A 20157-nucleotide genomic window follows, 5' to 3' on the forward strand; every position below is an offset into this window, starting at 1 on the left:
TGATGATTAAATTTGGAACTGGTGGATGGAGAGCTATAATAGGTGATGAATTCATTAAAAGCAATATAGTAAAAGTAGGGCAGGCTATATCCAATATTATAAAAGAAAATTGTATCAATAAAAGTATTGTAATAGGCTTTGATAGAAGATTTATATCGGATATATCAGCAAGCTGGCTTGCTGAAGTTTTTGCAGGAAATGGTATTAAAGTATATTTTATTGATAAAATAGCACCTACACCTATGGTTATGTATAGTGTCAAAACCCTTGACTTAGATTATGGTGTAGCAGTAACTGCTAGTCATAATCCCGCAGAATATAATGGAATAAAAATATTTATAAAAGGCGGAAGGGATGCAACTGTGGAGGTAACGAACTTAATTGAAACAGCAGCTAATAAAATAGAGGATAATAGGGTTATATCCATTTCTTTTGAAAAAGGATTAGAAACAGGAATTATACAAAAGATTAATCCTCTTAATGATTATGTAGACACCATAATAAATAAATTAGATATAAAAGCAATTAGAAATAAGAATCTTAAAATTTTACTAGACCCTATGTTCGGGGTATCTAAGACAGCATTACAGCTTATATTAGTTACAGCACGTTGTGAGGTAGATGTAATACATGATAGACATGATACTATGTTCGGAGGTAGATTACCTTCACCAAGTGCCGTCACATTAAAAAGATTACGAGAGATGGTAGTAGATAAAAAATATGATTTGGGTATAGGAACTGATGGGGATGCAGATAGATTAGGCATTATAGATGAAAATGGGAATTTTATACACCCAAACAAGATAATGTCATTATTATACTATTATTTATTGAAGTACAAAGGTTGGAACGGTCCAGTTGTTAGAAATGTTGCTACAACACATTTATTAGATGAAATAGCAAAAAAATACGGTGAAGATTGTTATGAGGTACCAGTGGGATTCAAACATGTTAGTTCCAAGATGGAAGAAACAGATGCTGTAATAGGTGGTGAAAGTAGCGGTGGTTTAACAATAAGGGGACATATAAAAGGAAAAGATGGTGTATTTGCAGCAGGTTTACTTGTAGAGATGATAAGCGTGACAGGTAAAAGGTTAGCCAGAATGTTAGATGAACTTGATAAAGAGTTTGGTAAATTTGAGATGGTTGAATTTGACTGCAAATTCGCTAACGAAGACAAAGAGAAGTTAGTGGATATATTATATAGACAAAAAAAGCTTCCAGAGTTTAATTATGAGATAGACAAAGTAAGCTATCTAGATGGAGTAAAAGTATATTTCAAAAACGGTGGTTGGATAATTGCTAGATTTTCAGGAACAGAACCATTGATACGTATATTCGGAGAAATGGATGATGAAGCAAAAGCAAATGAAATAGTTGATGATATGGTGAAGTTTTTGGGGATTAAGGATAAGAATTAAATTATATAAAGTATAAAAATATTATCTTAGCACTTACTAATGTGAAACTATAAGAAATTAGAGGTGAGAAATTTGATTAATGTAGACAAGATACTTGCGGAAATGACTCTAAAAGAAAAGATTGCACAGATGTATTTACAGTACTACCAGGGGTATGATGATTTACCAGAAAATCTGAAAGAGCTTAACAGGAAAAACCTACTTGGTGGAGTAATATTCTTTTCAGGAAATAATGTTAGAGATATAGATCAGTTACATAATATGACCAAGAAGATTCAATCTTATGCTAAAGAGAACAAATATAACTTACCATTTTTATTAACTATTGATCAAGAAGGCGGACAATTAACAGCAATCTTCAATGGCACAACAATTTTTCCTGGTAACATGAGCATGGGGTTCGCTAATGATGAAAATTTAGCCTATTTACAAGGAAAACATGTAGGAAAAGAGCTGAAATACGCAGGAATAAATATATGTTATGCTCCTGTACTTGACGTTGATTATGATGTGAAAGATGGTGTTCCAGTTGTAGACAATAGAAGGTTCTCTACAGAACCACAAGTAGTAGCTGATATGGGTTCATCATTCATAAAAGGACTTGAAGATGAAGGAATTTTAGCTTGCGGTAAACATTTCCCTGGCATGAGAATTACTAAAGTTGATACTCACTTTCAAGTAGATAGAAGTCCATATGATAAAGAAAGGTTGGAAAACGTAGAGATATTACCTTTTAGAAAAGCCATTGAAAAAGGCGTAAGTTGTATAATGACACATCATGGTATATTTGAAGCACTAGACCATGAGTATCCAGCATCATTATCAAAAAAAATATTAACATATTTGAGAGAAGATCTTGGATTCCAGGGATTAATAGTTAGTGATGATCTGATAATGAAAGCTATACTTAATGAATACGGTGAAAAAGAATCAATTAAACTAGCCATTAATGCAGGCATAGATTTAATTATATCAACTTGTGCCAGTGAATGGTTTGTAGATTATGTTTATGACTGCGTCATTAATGGTGAAATAGAACAATCAAAAATCGAAGAATCTGTAAAAAGAATTCTTGTTTATAAGAAAAAAGCAAATGTAGGTGAAATACCAGATAAAAAAGAATACGACAGTAACTATGGAAAAGAACTATCAGCCAAGATAGCAGCTAAGGGATTAATATTATATAAGGGGAACCAAGAAGAACTGCCAATAAGGATAGATAAAGAAGATAAAATAGGTATAATATTAGCTAATCCAGCTAGACTTGTGATGTCAGATGCTACTAACCTATACGATATATCATTAAAGGATATCATCAAGAAAAAAGGTTATCACAGCAATATAAAAGAGGCAATTATGCCTTGGCATCCTACAGATGAAGAAATCATATCATTAGCAGATGTAGGAATCATATCCGATATATTGATATTTACCACAGTCAATGCTTATCGTTTTGATAGACAGATTGAAGTATTAAAGGAATTTAGAAAATTTTGTCCAACCAAAAAGGTTATATCCATTGCTACTAGAAGTCCAATGGATGCAAAAATCTTAGCTAAATACTCAGATTATGTAGTTATAACAGGTGGTTTGACTCCAAGTATCTTAGAAGGGGTTTCTAATGCAATATTTGGAAAAGAAAAGTTTGAATATAATAAGGCTAAGGAATTCTTTTGTAGGTAAATAACATTAGGTACGAGAAAAAAATAAAAGGACGAGGAGAACAATGAAAGATATTACTAGGATCGTTAAAGATTTTTCAAATGAATATCATAATATAAAAGATATTAAATCAGGATATACCATCAATAAAATGCCTGGTAATACGTATTTTATTGATGATAGTAATATACTGGTTATGCCTAGAGATGATGGCGAATGCAGATATCCTTACGGGCAGAAAGGTTTTAATTTCTGGGCTTATTCTTCTGGATATATGCATTGTAATGAGGGATTATTCTCACCATTCATCAGGGCATCTGAAGGTGCAGAACCTAAAATAGCTTTTTTTGCAGGTATTAAAGATAATGAGAGATATAGAGTCATACCTTTATTAGCAGTACCAGTCATTGAAGAAGCTGAACATCTAGGGGTAGAAAGATATACAATATTCACTAAGGGTGCAACATATTATATGACTGAATATGACAATATACTGTTTGCAGTCAGAGTTTTCGTTGACGAAAGAAACAAGGTATATTTTACCATAACAGTCCATAATGAAAATGAAGATAAAAGAGAAATTTTTATTTCATCTTATCTTAATCCATTCTTGAAGAATGCAATTGTTGAAAACTCTACTGATAGATGGTTCAGACAGGTTACATATATAGATGTAAAAGATGTGAATAAATTAGGAAGTTTTGTAGTAGAGACTTACGAGGAACTGGACAGATCATCTATGAAGGCTAATTACGGTGTTATAAATAGATATCTTAAGCTGGATGAGAATTCAGAACTTATAAAATCTGAAATAACAGCTTCAAGGTATAAGTATGTTGGTGGTACACGAAAAAGCCTTCATACACCTTCTGCACTATATAATGGTACTTTTGGGGAACACCAGCCTATTTGTACTTTTACAGAAACAGCTATAGCGGGGGATTTATCATTAATAAATATAAAAGATAATGCTAGGATAGATTTGACTCTGGGTTATTGCTTTTCTGATAATGAAAAGGGTGAATTATTAGATGAATATATAACTTGTAATGATATAGATAATTTGTTACAGGATATTGAACAAGAAGAAAAAGATAGGCAATCAAGGCTTGACTTAACATTTGGAAGAGAAATTAATGATTCTCAAGTTAAACCTTACGTACTGAATTCATTTTTTGAACATCTCAAAAAACAAGTTGAATTTTGTTCAGTTATCAAGGGTTATATTCAATTATCAAGTTTTTCCCTAATAGGTATTAGAGATGTATTTCAAGCTATTGAAGGTTTATTATATTGGCAGCCTGAGGTTGCTAGAAATAAAATGCTGGAGGCACTTAATTTTATTGCACCTAATGGAAGATGCCCAAGACAATACTCTCTGCCTAAGAGAGAAGGAGAACCTCCCGCAATGGATTTAAGACCATTTATTGACCAAGGAGTATGGGTTATAACTACAATATCAAGTTATTTAAAATTCACAGGTGATTTTGATTTCTTAGATGAAATATGTGGTTATTACGATATCATAGATGATAAAACCCATAGTGTACAAAAAAGCCATAAGCAAAGTACTGTATTACAACATTTATTTGATATAATGAATTACTTGTTGGTTAACAGAGACCATGAAAATACAAAATGCGTGTGCGCTCTATATGGTGATTGGAATGATGCACTTGATGGTCTAGGTGTAAGTAAAGATAAAAGTAAGGAATATGGAACAGGCGTATCAGTCATGGCAACCTTACAAGTTTATCAAAACCTTAATGAGATGATAGAGCTTTTAGAATTAATTGATGCAAATAAATATGAAAATATAATAAAACAATATAAAAAGGCAACATTAGAGATTGAGCAAGGGTTAAAAGAACATGCTGTCATTTCTAAAGATAATATTAAAAAGATTGTTCACGGTTGGGGAGATGAAAAAAGCTATTATGTAGGCAGCTTCAATGACCCTGATGGTGTTGAGAGAGATGGACTTACCTCTAATGCTTTTTGGGCGATTTCTGGTTTATATGACCAAGATACAAGTATAGAGAATACCATTATTAGAGCTTTTGCAAGACTTGATTCAAAATATGGGTTGAAGACCTTTGAACCACATTTTGAGAGAGGTGTTAAAGGAGTAGGTAGAATACCTAATCTTCCAGCAGGCACAGCAGAAAATGGTGCTCCATATATCCATGCTTCAATGTTCGGTATAATGGCACTATTTAAAATGGGATGCAGTGAGTTAGCATGGGAACAATTAAATAAATCTCTGCCAATAACCCATGATAAGATTTCTTGCTCACCTTATATAATGCCTAATTCCTATGGTTATAATGAAGATAAATTCATTGACGGGGAATCAATGCATGATTGGCAGACAGGAAGCTCCAATGTACTGTTGAAGGTATTTTTAAAATATATATTTGGATTCCAGCCTGAATATAAAGGGATATGGATTCAACCATCCAAGAATATACCTTTTGAGAGTTTTGATTTCAGTATTCTGATGGGTGAAACTGAAGTAATAATAAAATATGAAAACAAGGGTTATAATAAGAGGGAATTTTACATAGATGAGAATAAAAAACAGGGGATATATGACAGCATAATGAAACTAGATAAACTTTGGTTAGATAAATCTTTACTGGTTAAAGATAAAATTATTGTTAGGGTAACAGATTAATACTTTTTATTTTTCATAAAATCCTACCTAGCTAAAAGGGTCTATGTTTTTGTTGGTTTGAGATTAATGTAGTGGTATGGAAAGATTATATTGGTAGACTCTTTTAGAGTAGAGCGGTGAAATGACAAGAAATTGTTGATTTCACCGCTTTATTTTATGGAAGTATTACTTGGAAATATATTAAGAATAACGAATAATATGTAATAAAAATGCATTTTATCCCATAAATCGTGTCGTTCGTCAGGATTTGTTGAAAAATAGTTGTAAAAAGATATAATAATAAATGAAGAAAGGAGCTAATTATGGGACAAACAAAATACAATCTGAGTGCTTTATCTGAAAAAGAAAACGACTTAATAGAAGTAAATAAAAGAATAGACTATATTTTTAATAGATTCAAAATTATTAAGAATTCTGTTGACACTGATATTATAAGAAGAGATAATATTAGTAACCAATTTAATAGTTTGATAAGTGATTTTCAAAATCTTATTGAAAATACTTACAATTCAAGTCAGATTATTAATAGGGCAATAACTGAATATAGTGATGGTGAACAACAGATACAAAATCTTCTTAATGGATTATTGGGTAAAAATAATAATTCGTTTGGTACAGATATGAATGAAATAAAACATAAGGAAGTAAATATAAGTGGTGTCAGCATTTTACAAAACTGGTTTGAAAGATTATATGATCAATTTATAAGTAAAGTAACTCATATAAAGAAGTTTTTTGAAGATAATGGAGTTTGTGTAAATAATAGAGATTACTCAAAGACAGTGATTAAGGATAAAGATGCGTTGAAAAGTGATGTATTGGGTGATTTAGAGATAAATACATACAGCAAATTAGATCCAGAGATAATTTTTAGGAAAACATCTGAAAAAGAATCAAATAATTATGATGAAGATAGAATAAAAAAACTACAACAGTATATTCGGGAGAAAGGAATAAATGTTGAGGTAACAGGTCAATTAGATAGGGCTACTTTTCAAGCTGTAAATATGATTGGGGTCGATGAATTAAAGGAAAAGGGGTTTATAAAAGATGATAGTTTCAGGAGCGAGGGATTAAGCTTATATGGATACGTATCCCACAATCATGTAAACTTAATAGAACCTACAGAATACTGTAAAAACGATATTGACTTACAGGATGTAGATATATTATCTTCTTTAGATTTAAATAACGTTATTGGGTTGAAAGGAGTTTACGCTTATTATGCATCACAAAAAAATAAAGAAGATGAGATGCTTGCTATTTTAAGAGCCATAGATACTATACGACAAAAAGAAGAATATAATGGATTATATTATTCAAAAGATAAAAATGGCAAATATGTCAGTGTATATGATTACAAAGATAGTAAAATAAAGAGCAAAATATCAGTATTACAAAAAGACTTGTATAAAGATAAAAGCGGCACTAATGCATTGTTTACAGCAACAGGATTTTTGCCTCCACCATACAATGTAATAGCAGCCTTAGGTAATATAGCACCAGAAAGTGGTAAAAGTATATTGAATACTGAAGAATCAGATTTACCAGATGTTTTAAATACTGGAATAACAGTAGCTGGGTTCTTAAACAAACCACAAAAAATAGGAGCATTTTTTAACGGTTTAGGTGGATTTAAAACTCAATATGAATTAGAAGAAATCAAAGGGTATAGCCAAACATCAGTATCTATTGAAAGTAATGGATATGTAGAAAATTTTACATTTAAATCCAATAGTAATAATGTTTTGATTGATGCTCGCAAAGAAGATCCAATAAAAATATCAATACCAGCACAGTGGAGTTACTGGAATGAAAATCATCCATCACCAGATATATGGATCAAAAATGATAGTATAAAAATTTGGTTTGACAGATAATATGGGAGTGAACGAATATGAAGAAAGATATATGCCCTTACTGTGGTAAAGAATTATCTTTTAGTACAAAAATATCAATAGACCCTAGATATACTAAAAAATGTCCTTTTTGTGACAAAAAAATTGGAATGCCATATTGGACTAATTTTCCGTACTTAATTGTAGTGACTATTATATTTTTAACATTTAAGTCATGGTTTTTTGAACATAAAATTATAGGAATAATATTATTAGGTATAGTAACAATTATAAATGGAATGTTAACAACCCTATTTATACCAGTTGTAGAAAGAGATTAATTGTTATTAAACTAAATATTTTAATAGAATATAATTAGTAATGTGACTTAACTATAAAAAGTTAAGCACATTTATTTTTAGTTTTGTTGATTAAAAATACGTACAGAATTTAAGAGTAAGACCCCTGCAAAAGAATATGTTGATATGCAAGTTTATAATGAAGGATCTTTTAGTGATGGTGAGCTAAACAACTGGAATAATAAGTTTAATTTAAAAGAGTAGTGGTTAGGATTCCTTATAAAACTCATCCTTCACCCCAAATTAGAATCAATTGATATTTTAACTATTTTAGTAAAATATAACTCCTGTTAATAAAGATGTTTTGATTGCCTAGGAGCAGTTATGTTAAGTACCAACATTATTCAAAGAGTCTATTTTTGATGATAAGCAAGAAATTTCGTTAGTGATGGTTATGGGAGATATAAATATAAATAAAATATAACGAGGGAGACAATAATGAAATTTCAAAAAGACAAACTAGTGGTTGAAGTCTACGGAAATAGAGAATTAATGGGAAAAGCCGCAGGAATAGATATTGCTGATTCAATCAAAAACCTACTAAAAAAACAAGAAGAAGTTAATATTATTTTTGCTGCTGCTCCATCCCAAACAGACGTATTCAAGTATCTAAAAGAAACAGAAGATGTAGATTGGAGTAGAGTAAACGCAATACATATGGATGAATATCATACCTTAGATAATAACCATAGCGCAAAATTTGCAAATTTTTTAGAGCGGTAATTATTTTCCAAAATCAATTTGAAAAATATATATTATCTAAAAGAAAATGATGAAACAAAAGAAGAAATAATTGCTAAATATCAAAAATTACTAAAAAACAATAAAATAGATATAGTGGAGAGAATGGACATATTGCTTTTAATGATCCCCATGTAGCCAAATTCCAGGATAAAGAATTAGTAAAAGAAATTACACTGGATGAAGCATGCCGTATTCAACAAGTGAATGATGGATGCTTTTCCTCACTTGATGAAGTACCAAAACAAGCTATCACATTGACTATTCCAGCATTAATGAGTGCTAATCAAATATTTTGTATAGTCCCTGGAAAACTGAAACATCAAGCAATCAATAAATTGCTTAAGGGAGAAATTACAGAAGAGGTTCCAGTATCAATCATTAGAACTCATAATCAAGCAAAATTATATTTAGATCAAGATTCTTATATAGGATAAATCTAGTTTCCACTTTTTATATATTCTATATATAATATGTATCCCTGTCTAACTGGCAGGGATATTTTTATTTTATATTACCTACAATATTCTAAATATTATTTATATATGAAATAATAATCAAACTTAACCAATAATAATTATGAAACTAAACCATAAAAAAGAATATAAGATATTTTGTCATAATAACAAGAAAATAAAAAAAATTTATAATTGACATTTAATATCAAAATGTGTATAATAATTGTGCATGCATTTTCAAGGAATAATTTACAAGTGAGTACATAATCTCATTAATCTTGTGTCCTTATGTAAGGAAATTTACAAATGAAAGGAGGATTTGACAATGGCTAAAAATCCATTCGATTTAGAAGTTAAAGTTGATAAAATTAATGGTGCAGAATTAGACGGGCTTTATACGTCTTCTTGTTACACATCATCTTGTTATACATCTAGTTGCTATACATCATCTTGTTATTCATCTGACTGCTATACTGGTCAAAATATGTGTGGATACACTCATACTTCAAGTTGTTAATGTATAGAGGAAAGTAATATTAAACATCAAAAAACATCTTAATGATGTTTTTTGATGTTTATATGGAATGAAAGGAGAAAATAATGAATACTCAGAGTATATTCAGATGTCTTGATTTTTTTATATTGCGAACGCCTATACTATCTACAAATATATTTGAAAATAAGTTAACATCCTTTAATGCACCTATTTTAGATGAATTATGGGAATTTACACAAGATCCCTTGATCAGAGAAGCAATTGCTGTTTCGAGTATATCACTTCTGGATGCTCTAACTAACCTTTCACCAGATAGTCCATCCCGTAAAAGAGAACAAGCTGCCAGAGCTTTTTTACGTTATTTAATCAGAATGTCTACTAGACCAACACCTTTTGGTTTATTTTCTGGAGTGACGTATGGAGAGTACGGAGATTATTATAAAGTTGCATTAAGGAGTACTGAGTATCATGAGAAGCGTACTCGTCCTGATATGGACTGGTTATTCAAGATAATAGCACAAATGGAGAATGACCCTAACATAATTAAGCAGTTAATACTAATGACAAATACTATGGCTTATGAAGTGGGTGATAGAACATACCTTCCATACTTAACGAATTTAGGTCAAGCTAAGGGGAGAGGCAATGAAATGGAACGTACATCAGTACGGACTACAAGTGCTGTCAAACAAGTACTGAACTTAGCAAAGATACCTTTGACCTATGAAGAATTAATTTCAAAGATAAATGTTGAATATCCAGATACGCCACTCGAGCAAATAAACCAATTTGTTTACCAGTTATTTAAACAAGAGCTGTTAATTTCCAATTTACGTCCACCCCTAATAGAGGCAAATCCAATAAATTATTTATTACAACGAATAGAGGATATAAAAGGGATAGAAAAATTGAAAACTCAGTTACAAGAAATATCTTTCATGATAGATATGTATGACAGAACTCTATTAGGACAAGGTGAAGAATTATATCGAAACATAATTAAGAAGATGAAAAAAATAGCTGAAAGTAAAAATTACCTGCAAGTTGACCTTAAGGTTCAAACTGATGGAGTTGTTTTACCTCATTCAGTCAAGGGAGAAGTGGAAAAAGCAGCAGAAGTACTATGGAAAATCAGTAATAATGAATATGGATTATCACACTTCTCAGAATACAGAAATGATTTCATAAAAAAATATGGGTCGTCAAGAGAGGTTCCACTATTAGAGTTATTGGATGAAGAGATAGGATTAGGAGCACCAGCTACATATGAATATCCGTCTTCCAAAAGAAGACCAAAAGAAAATAGAACAGAATTTCAGCAACGTAAGAAATATTTATTATCACAATGGTTAACTATGACCTTATTAAAAGGAGAACAAGAAATTATTCTAGATGATTATAAGATAGAAGAATTAGCAGGTGAAGAGGTTGACAGCTACTATGCTCCTCGCTCTTTTGAACTCTTCTTTTCATTGGTTGCTGATTCAAAAGAAGCTGTAGAAGCGGGAGATTATACTCTTATAAGTGGAGCGACAGCACTTTCCTATGGTGCAGGAAGGTCAATTGGGCGATTCACCGACATTATGGGTTCTGAGTTTCAAGATTATCTTAAAAATGTTGGAAAATCAGAAGAACAGATGTGTTCAGATGGAATATTAGCTGAATTGGTTTACTTACCCATAGATGGCAGAGCAGCTAATGTAGTATTAACCTATGATAATCGTAATTACGAGATTCTTATGGGAACAACATCTTCTAAGAAATCAGAGAATATTATCCCGTTATCAGATTTGGTAGTTGGTATAGATAAGAGAGGATTTTATCTTCGCTCATTGAAGCTTGATAAAGAAGTTATAGCTGTAGTTAATCATATGTTCAATGGATCTAATTCACCTAATGTCTATAGGTTCCTTAGAGAATTGGCTATGGAGAGGCAGAGGAATATTGAAAATTTCCATTGGGGAGAATTTAACTCGTTGCCATTTTTACCTCGTATAAAATATGGACGTTGTATTTTATCCCCTGCTAGATGGATTCTCAATAAAGAGACGTTCCCTATTGAAGAAAATATGAATAAAAAAGAGTGGATAGAGAAATTTAATACATATAAAAAAGAGTGGCGACTTCCAAGGTATGTCTATTTGACTCAAACAGATAATAGGTTATTGTTGGATTTGAATGAGAATGAACATATTGACGAAATACGGAGGGAATTCGGTAAGCTAAATTTTGGGCAAGGAATTATTCTAACGGAATTGGGCCATGAATTAGGGGAATTGCCTAAAAATCATAAGGGTAGATATTATACTGAATTTGTATTTCCAATTATAAAAAGTCCAACAGTAAAAAATAGAGAATCCATACCTAAAAGGCAGTATAAGCCAATTAACCCTGTTGAACGTTTTAGGCTTCCAGGAAGTGAGTGGATGTATGTTAAATGGTATGGAGCCTGCAATCGTATAGAGGAATTTTTGGGAGGACAGTTAAGAGAATTCTGTTATAAGGCAGAGCAGAATGGTTGGATTGAGTCAAGTTTCTTCATGAGATATGCTGATCCTGCTGGACACGTAAGGTTACGTTTTTTTGGTGAACCTAAGAAATTACAAAGTGAGTTATTACCACAGCTCAATAATTTTGCCAAGAATTGTTTGAAGGAAGGTATGCTTTCACGTATGGTTATTGATACATATGACCCTGAAATTGAACGATATGGTGGTCAGGAATTAATAAACATCGCAGAGCAGTGGTTTTGCATAGACAGCAGAATTGTAATGGATTGGATAAGATTAAATGAACAAGGTCTTTTACCTATAGAAAAAGATTTATTGGCAGTTATAAGTATCATTGATATCATGGAGCAATTTGGATTAACATTTGAAGAACAACTTGCTTTCTTGGATAAGATTGTTAACTATAAAGATTATCTTGATTTATTTAGATCAAAGAGGTCTATTTATGTGAAATTAGGGGATGCAAGAGATGGATTTGCAGAGCTTAGGAGACATGAAGCAGGACAATTCTTATTACCAGCATTACATGCAAGAAGTAATCCATTGCAATATTATGGAGAACAATTATCAAAGAAAGAACTTAGCGGAGATTATTACGTTAAGCCACTTGATGCATTGCATAGTATAATCCATCTTCATGTAAACAGATTATACGGTATTGATAGAGATGATGAAACAAAAGTACTTACTTTGGCACGTCATACGTTGCACAATTTAGTATACATTCGCAGGAGGTGAACATAATGGCGGTAGATAGAGAGGATTCAAGTATAATGTCTATAGCTAACATATTAAGGTCGTTTCGGTATTGGCCTCGTATCATGGGATTGTTATGGGCTACAGATGCAAAAAGTTTGATTACAATAATGATTTTAAATCTATTTCATGGTATTTCACCAGTTATTGTTTTGATATTGACCAAAGACTTGATTAATTCTATTACTTATTCTTGGACTAATGGGTTTAATGTAATTCTTAAGGCATTTGCCATACTAGTTGCATTTACACTTTTAAGCCAGTTATTGAATCTAGTTCAAAGTTATATAGAGAGCTTATTCAAAGTCCTTTTGATGAATAGAATCAATAAGCTCATAATGGAAAAATCAGTATCATTATCATTGAAGGATTTTGAGAACTCGGAAGTTCAAGATGCTTTGAAGCTTGCTCAAAATGAAGCAGGTCATCGTCCATATCAGATTATGCAGCAGATGATGTCACTTATAAGTGGTATTGTGACACTTATTTCTGCGGCAGGAATGTTGATAATTTTTAGATGGTGGATGGCTTTTATATTGCTTATTATACCACTTACATCATTTTACTCTTTTCTTCGTATAGGACAACAAGAGTTTCTAGTACAGTATAATCGTATACCTAAGATGAGAAAGGCATGGTATTATTCTTATCTAATGACAAACGATAAGAACTTCAAAGAAGTGAAGCTGTATCAATTAGGGAAATATCTTCAAAGATGTTACAATGGTCTATTCAAAAGCTTTTATAAAGAAGATAAGAAAATTGCCAAAAAAAGGTTAAGTGCTGGGATTGTATTTCAAGTTATTAACGTTATAGCAAATGTATTAATGATGCTGGTTGTACTTAGGTCTGCGTTTCTTAGGGAAATAGAAATTGGTACTGTAGTGGCATTGACTCAAACTATAACTATGACACAGAGTAACTCACAAGCACTTATATCTGGAATACTTTCCTTATGTCAGCATAACCTTTTTCTGAAACAGCTATTTATATTCTTGGACTTGAAAGTCAGTAAGAATAATAAAGGTAAACGTACTGATATTACGGATATTGAAACAATTGAGTTTAAAAATGTATCTTTCATGTATCCAGATACTAATAGATATGCTCTTCATAACGTTAGTTTCAAGTTGAAACGGGGAGAAACAATGGCAATCGTTGGACGAAACGGTTCGGGTAAAACTACACTTATGAAGATATTAACTGGGTTATATGATGATTTTAAAGGTGATATACTTATTAATGGAATTTCTATTCGTTCATTTAATCAAGAAACATTACGCAATCATATGGCAGTAGTTTGTCAGGACTTTGTCCAGTATGAACTTAATATGAGGCACAACATAGGATTTGGTAATGTTAATAGACTTGAACGTGATGAAGAATTGTTAGAATCAGCACGAAGAGCTGGAATAGATGATTTAGTAAATCAGTTACCACAAGGATTGGATACCCAGATTGGTAGGTTGTTCGATCAGGGCTGTCAATTATCCGGAGGACAATGGCAGCGGGTTGCAATTGCCCGTGCATTTATGCGTAAGGCTGATTTGTATATACTTGATGAACCAAGTTCCATGTTAGATCCTGAGTCTGAACTCCAAGTTTTTGAGAAATTCAGAGAACTGATTCACCAGCATATAGGGATATTCATTTCACATAGATATACCTCAATAAAGTATGCAAATCATATAATTATGATGCATCAAGGAGAAGTTGTTGAACAAGGAAGTCATCTTGAATTAATGAAAAAAGACGGTATGTATGCTTATCTATATAAAATGCAGCTTTCTGCATATAGTGATAATGATAAGGAGGAAGTACAATATGAAATGGTCTCAGGTGACAGATGAAGAAATTCGTAATAAGATACAACAGATTGTAGATGAAGGAGCACATAGATTAGTTAATCCAGAGCAGATTCAAAAGGATATGCTTGAATTAATAAAGATACGTAAAGAATCTGGAATGGATTATATACCTTGGTCACCTATTGATTTAGCTAGAGGGTATAGTGGTTTTTGTGTCATGTTTGGAGCTTTGGATAAAGCTAATCCTCAAGGGGGATGGGATAGTATTGGACATTCCTACTTACAAAAGATACAGAGAGTAATCATGAAAGAGGGTATTAGAGAATTTAGTCTTTGGACTGGTCTTGCTGGTATAATAATAGCAGCAAGAGCATTATCACGAGATGGGACTAGATATGATAACTTCATTAAAGAATTGAATTCATTTTTCATCAAGTCATTTCCTAGTATGATGCAGTATATGGAATCAAAATTAGAGCAAGGTATTTCTCTAAAAGAGTTTGATGTTATTCAAGGGTTGAGTGGTATTGGGCGTTATGTGCTCTGTTTCATTGAGGAACAGGATATGAGACTGGCAATGGAACAGATTATTACATATCTAATTAAGTTATGTGAAGATAAAGAATATAAAGGAGCAGTTGTACCTGGCTGGTATGTATCTCCTGATAGATATGCTGGCTATGAGAGTGAAGAATATCCTAATGGTCACTTCAACTGTGGAATGTCTCATGGTATACCTGGTGTTCTTGCTTTGATGTCTATAGCCTTGATGAAAGGAGTAGAAGTATCAGGTCAACGTGAAGCTATACATAAGATTGCTCAGTGGATTATGAAGTGGAAAGTGAATGATGAATTTGGACCATTATGGCCAGCTAGAATTTCATGGGAAGAGAATCTGGAAGGAATATCCAAAAATGTTGTTCCACGAGAAGCTTGGTGCTATGGAGGTCCTGGAGTTGCACGTGCACTTTGGTTAAGCGGCATAGCTGTTAACAATGAAGAATGGAAGAGTGTGGCACTAGAAACATTTAGAGGAACAGCTATGAGACCAGAGACAAAATGGAATATAGAATCGGATACATTTTGTCATGGGAGAGCAGGATTACTTCAAATGGTACAGAGGATGTATTCCGAAAGCGGAGATGAACTTATAGGAGAACTGCGAAATAAGTTATTAGAGCAAGTACTGGATTTATGGAATCCAGAAAAGCTTTATGGATACCAGGAAAAAGAATCTTCAGATAAGCAGAATATAGCTGGATTACTAGATGGAGCAGCAGGAGTATTTACCGTACTAATAGGATTGATACAAGAACAAGATACAGATTGGGATTTAATATTTTTGATTAGTTGATAAGTTCCCTAAGAAAAACGAGGCATAGCCTCTTTTTTTTATACCATAATTTTACATTTATTTAACAACTATATAATAATAACTTTATACTGATAAGTTACATTTATATAGTAAATAAACCAAGGAGGCAGAATAAATGAAAAAAAGAATTATTGGTATTGCTTTAATGACTATGATGATATTATCATTATCCCTACAATCAAATGACATATTTAAAACAGTGAATAGAACTGTTTTAGCAAACACAAGCGTGAAAACACCAAAGTACATATTTTATTTTATAGGAGATGGAATGGGTACTTCTCAAAGACAGATATCAGAATACTATCTACAAGAGATATCAGGAGATAAGGATAGAAAACTTGTGATGAATACATTTCCTCATTCAGCCATAAACACAACACATTCCCTTAATACATTAATAACTGATTCAGCAGCTGCAGGTACAGCCCTTGCTACTGGTCATAAAACAAATAACGGCGTAATATCAAAAGATACCGAGGGGAATAATTTAAAAACTCTTATAGAGAGTGCAGAAGAAAAAGGTATGGCAACTGGATTAGTTTCAACAACACGTATAACTCATGCAACACCTGCTGTTTTTGCATCACATAATGAGAGCAGAGGCAATGAAAATGATATAGCAGTTGATTATTTGGATAGTGGAGTTGATTATATTGTTGGTGGTGGATTAAGACATTTCTTACCGATGGACTTTACAGATAATCAAACAGATGCATTTGGAGGAAAAATATATTCAAAACGTAAAGATGACAAAAATGTACTAGCAGAATTCAGAAACCAAGGATACAAAGTAAGATACGGACTAAAAGGAGTAGAAGAGTTTAGGAATGACGTATTAGAAAAAGGCGATAAATACCTTAATCTATTCACAGCTTCACATTTACCATACACAATAGATGATGATAATAATGATAAATATGATGTACCAACATTAGCAGAGATAACTAGCAAAGGTATAGACTTATTATCAAAAGATGATGATGGATTCTTCTTTATGATTGAAGGTGGACGTATTGACCATGCATGTCATCCAAATGACCCATCAGGAACTATAATGGATACACTTGCTTTTGATAAAGCAGTAGAGGAAGCATATGAATTCTATAAAAAACATCCACAAGATACGTTGATTATTGTTGTTGGCGACCATGAGACAGGTGGTCTTGGAATGGGTGTTAATACTGATTATTTCTTGAATCTTCAAGAGCTGGAAAAAGCAACAATGTCAATAGAAGAATTTCAAGGCAGTTATACTGGTGATAGAAGAGAATATTACAAAATGATTGGTGAAAAATTTGGATTAACTGACTTATCAGATGAAGAAAAAGCTATTATTGATAAAGGAATGGACATGGTAGACAAAGGGATTATTGATTCCGGAAATGCTTATAAATACGATGAAGCAGCAATGGCAGTAACCCATGTATTATCAGAGCGAGCTGGTATTTATTGGACATCTTATGCACATACAGCAACTCAAATACCTATGTCAGCTATTGGTGTGGGAGCAGAAAATTATAATGGTTTTATGGATAATACAACTATAGCTGAAATAACTGCTGAAATAGCAGGATTAAAATTAAATTAACCTACTACACATATTTCTAACATTAAGGGGCTGAATAATGACAAGAGCATTATTAACAGTTCCTTAATTTATATAGTTTCAAAGAGACATAGAGGAGATCTAATAATGAATAAAAAAATAAGAGTATCATTTATATACGGTATATTATGCATAATTATATTTCTGCTTTTCATACAATCCAATAAATCCTCAGATAAGTATAATAAGAATGTCAGAGAAATAAAAGCCAAAGTTATTGAAGTAGATGATAGTAATGTTGTAAAAGCAGGTGTTTCAGCCATTGGATTTCAAGAATTGAAAGTTATAGCGGTTAATAGTAATTATAAAGGTGAGAACATAAATGTAGAAAATCAGCTTGTAGGTAAACTGGATTATGATAACTATTATAAGATTGGTGACATAATTATTATCGCAGTCAAGACAGAAAATGATAAAATCATTGATGCAAAAGCTGTGGACTTGTATAGACAGAACTATTTGGGATTAATTTTTTTTGTATTTGTTATTTTACTAGTTATATATGCTAGAAGCATTGGAGTGAAAGCATTACTTTCATTTATATGTACTATGTTCATATTATGGAAATTCTTGATACCTAACTTATTACAAGGGAAAAATCCACTGATAATAGCCTTTGTAACTCTATTCGCTTTATCTGCCATCATATTATTCACAGTAGCAGGATTCAATAAAAAAGGTATATCAGCATTCTTAGGTACTTTATCAGGTTTGTTAATAACTTTAGTATTGACTATGGTAGTTGGGGATAAATTAGGATTAATGGGAATGACATCTCCATATGCAGAAACAATTGTATTCAGCGGATATTTTGATCTAAATATGAAGTATATTTTTTATGTAGCCATTATAATAGGGTCTTCAGGAGCTGCAATGGATATAGCAATGGATGTATCTTCAGCTTGCCAAGAGATTAAAAACAAAAAAGAGAATATTACCCAAAGAGAACTTATAAAATCAGGATTCAATGTAGGTAGAGACGTAATAGGTACAATGACAACCACATTACTTCTTGCATATTCTGGGGGTTACCTAACATTACTGATGCTATTTCAGATAAGGGATTCAAGCTTTACAAGAATCATAAACATGAAAATAATATCAGCAGAAATAATGAGAACACTGATTGGCAGTATTGGTCTAGTAATAGTGGCACCAATAACAGCAATAATAGCAGGTATTTTAATGGGAACAAAGGTAATAAAAAAACTAGACTAAAGCTAGGCTTTAGTCTAGTGGATAATGTTGTTGTAATTATAAATGATTTAATAGCAAAATAATACATGTATATGTTGGTAATCATACCATATATATTATATACTCTTTGTCTGAGATTGGAGCCATAAGCACTCATCTTCGTTAAGATAAGGAGAAAGCTTATTATACACTTCGCAGTGGTAGTTATTTAACCAATCTTTTTCATCAGAGTTAAGTATTGTAACATCAATACCTTTTAAATCTATAGGACAATAGGATATTGTGTCAAATGCCATAAAACGGCCATCAGAGTTATTCATTACTTCCTTAACTAATATAGAGTTTTCTATACGTATACCATGTTTATTTTCTTTGTAGATACCTGGCTCGTTAGTAAGATACATTCCTTCTTCGATAACTACATCACTAGATTCCTTACGAATTCTTGCAGGTCCTTCGTGTACACCTAATAAGAAGCCTACTGAATGACCAGTTCCACACTTGTAATCCATATATTCTTGCCAAATAGGCTGCCTTGCTATAACATCAAGATTGGAACCTGTAGAACCATGTAAAAATACTAGACGTGCAAGAGCAATATGTGCTTTCACAACTAAAGTATAATCATGTCGTTCTTCTTCTGTTATATCACCCAAAACAATGGTACGGGTTATATCAGTAGTACCATTATGATATTGTCCACCAGAATCAAGTAAGAAAAATCCTTTTGATTTTAGTGTCTTGGTAGTTGCAACATCAGGTTTATAATGCATCATTGCTGCATTTTCTTGATAAGCTGGGATTGTTGCAAAACTATCTTCAATATATAGAGGATTTTCTTTTCTGAAACTTGCTAGTTTCTCTGCGGCAGTAATTTCTGTTATATTTCCGCTTGGAACAGCTTTTTCTAACCAATATAAGAATTTTACTAGTGCAACACCATCTTTTATTTCACATTCCTTCAAATTCTTGATTTCAGTATCGTTAAGTTTAGCTTTTACAATAGCAGTAGGTTCAAGTGTCTCTACAATACGGCTTGAAGAATCAATCATTGACTTTAGACCGTAATTTAACTTAGTAGGGTCATATGTAACTGTTAAATTCTTAGTATATATTTTTATATCATGAAATATATCCTCATAAGCTTTTATGACAATATTTTGTTCTTCCAGTTTTGTTCGTACATCTTTAGGAACTTTGTCAAGTTGTATATATAGGATAGCTTCAGTCATAGTTATTATTCCATA

14 protein-coding genes are annotated in these 20157 nt (G+C 32.1%); 13 read left to right on the top strand and 1 reads right to left on the bottom strand.

Annotation, left to right across the window (positions count from 1 at the left end):
* Positions 1 to 2 precede the first annotated feature (2 nt).
* The 13 genes from AACQ14_RS14865 to AACQ14_RS14925 all read left to right on the top strand — a co-directional run bounded on the left by AACQ14_RS14865 (position 3) and on the right by AACQ14_RS14925 (position 18931).
* Entirely contained in the window at positions 3 to 1424 is a 1422-nt protein-coding gene (locus tag AACQ14_RS14865; RefSeq protein WP_339364386.1) for a phosphoglucomutase/phosphomannomutase family protein, read from the top strand.
* A 72-nt stretch (positions 1425 to 1496) separates the two neighbouring features.
* Entirely contained in the window at positions 1497 to 3107 is a 1611-nt protein-coding gene (locus tag AACQ14_RS14870; protein ID WP_339364372.1) for a glycoside hydrolase family 3 protein, read from the top strand.
* Positions 3108 to 3150: 43 nt separating this feature from the next.
* Positions 3151 to 5763: a GH36-type glycosyl hydrolase domain-containing protein gene (locus AACQ14_RS14875; protein ID WP_339364373.1), complete on the top strand. Its 2613-nt coding sequence runs from the start codon at positions 3151 to 3153 to the stop codon at positions 5761 to 5763.
* Between the two features lie 302 nt (positions 5764 to 6065).
* Positions 6066 to 7643, top strand: a complete 1578-nt coding sequence (locus tag AACQ14_RS14880) for a hypothetical protein (protein WP_339364374.1) — start codon at positions 6066 to 6068, stop codon at positions 7641 to 7643.
* 17 nt (positions 7644 to 7660) lie between these two features.
* Positions 7661 to 7942, top strand: coding sequence for a hypothetical protein (locus AACQ14_RS14885; RefSeq protein WP_339364375.1), 282 nt, complete (start codon positions 7661 to 7663; stop codon positions 7940 to 7942).
* Between the two features lie 456 nt (positions 7943 to 8398).
* Positions 8399 to 8683, top strand: a complete 285-nt coding sequence (locus tag AACQ14_RS14890; protein WP_339364376.1) for a 6-phosphogluconolactonase — start codon at positions 8399 to 8401, stop codon at positions 8681 to 8683.
* 221 nt (positions 8684 to 8904) lie between these two features.
* Positions 8905 to 9138 (top strand): 6-phosphogluconolactonase, encoded by a 234-nt coding sequence (locus tag AACQ14_RS14895; RefSeq protein ID WP_339364377.1) that lies wholly within the window; start codon positions 8905 to 8907, stop codon positions 9136 to 9138.
* 346 nt (positions 9139 to 9484) lie between these two features.
* Positions 9485 to 9676, top strand: coding sequence for an elgicin/penisin family lantibiotic (locus AACQ14_RS14900; RefSeq protein WP_339364378.1), 192 nt, complete (start codon positions 9485 to 9487; stop codon positions 9674 to 9676).
* Between the two features lie 83 nt (positions 9677 to 9759).
* On the top strand, positions 9760 to 12903 hold the full coding sequence (locus AACQ14_RS14905; RefSeq protein WP_339364379.1) for a lantibiotic dehydratase: 3144 nt from the start codon (positions 9760 to 9762) through the stop codon (positions 12901 to 12903).
* Positions 12904 to 12908: 5 nt separating this feature from the next.
* On the top strand, positions 12909 to 14771 hold the full coding sequence (locus AACQ14_RS14910; RefSeq protein ID WP_339364380.1) for an ABC transporter ATP-binding protein: 1863 nt from the start codon (positions 12909 to 12911) through the stop codon (positions 14769 to 14771).
* Entirely contained in the window at positions 14746 to 16083 is a 1338-nt protein-coding gene (locus tag AACQ14_RS14915; RefSeq protein WP_339364381.1) for a lanthionine synthetase C family protein, read from the top strand. The genes AACQ14_RS14910 and AACQ14_RS14915 overlap by 26 nt, the downstream gene beginning before the upstream one ends.
* A gap of 136 nt (positions 16084 to 16219) precedes the next feature.
* The gene (locus AACQ14_RS14920; protein ID WP_339364382.1) at positions 16220 to 17695 is read left to right on the top strand and encodes an alkaline phosphatase; all 1476 of its coding nucleotides are present in this window, start codon (positions 16220 to 16222) and stop codon (positions 17693 to 17695) included.
* A 105-nt stretch (positions 17696 to 17800) separates the two neighbouring features.
* On the top strand, positions 17801 to 18931 hold the full coding sequence (locus AACQ14_RS14925; protein ID WP_339364383.1) for a YibE/F family protein: 1131 nt from the start codon (positions 17801 to 17803) through the stop codon (positions 18929 to 18931).
* A 95-nt stretch (positions 18932 to 19026) separates the two neighbouring features.
* Here the strand turns inward: AACQ14_RS14925 and AACQ14_RS14930 are convergent.
* On the bottom strand, positions 19027 to 20157 hold a 1131-nt coding region (locus AACQ14_RS14930), incomplete at its 5' end, for an aminopeptidase family protein P (RefSeq protein WP_339364384.1).

It is taken from the genome of Vallitalea maricola, from assembly GCF_036985595.1.
GTDB lineage: Bacteria > Bacillota > Clostridia > Lachnospirales > Vallitaleaceae > Vallitalea > Vallitalea maricola.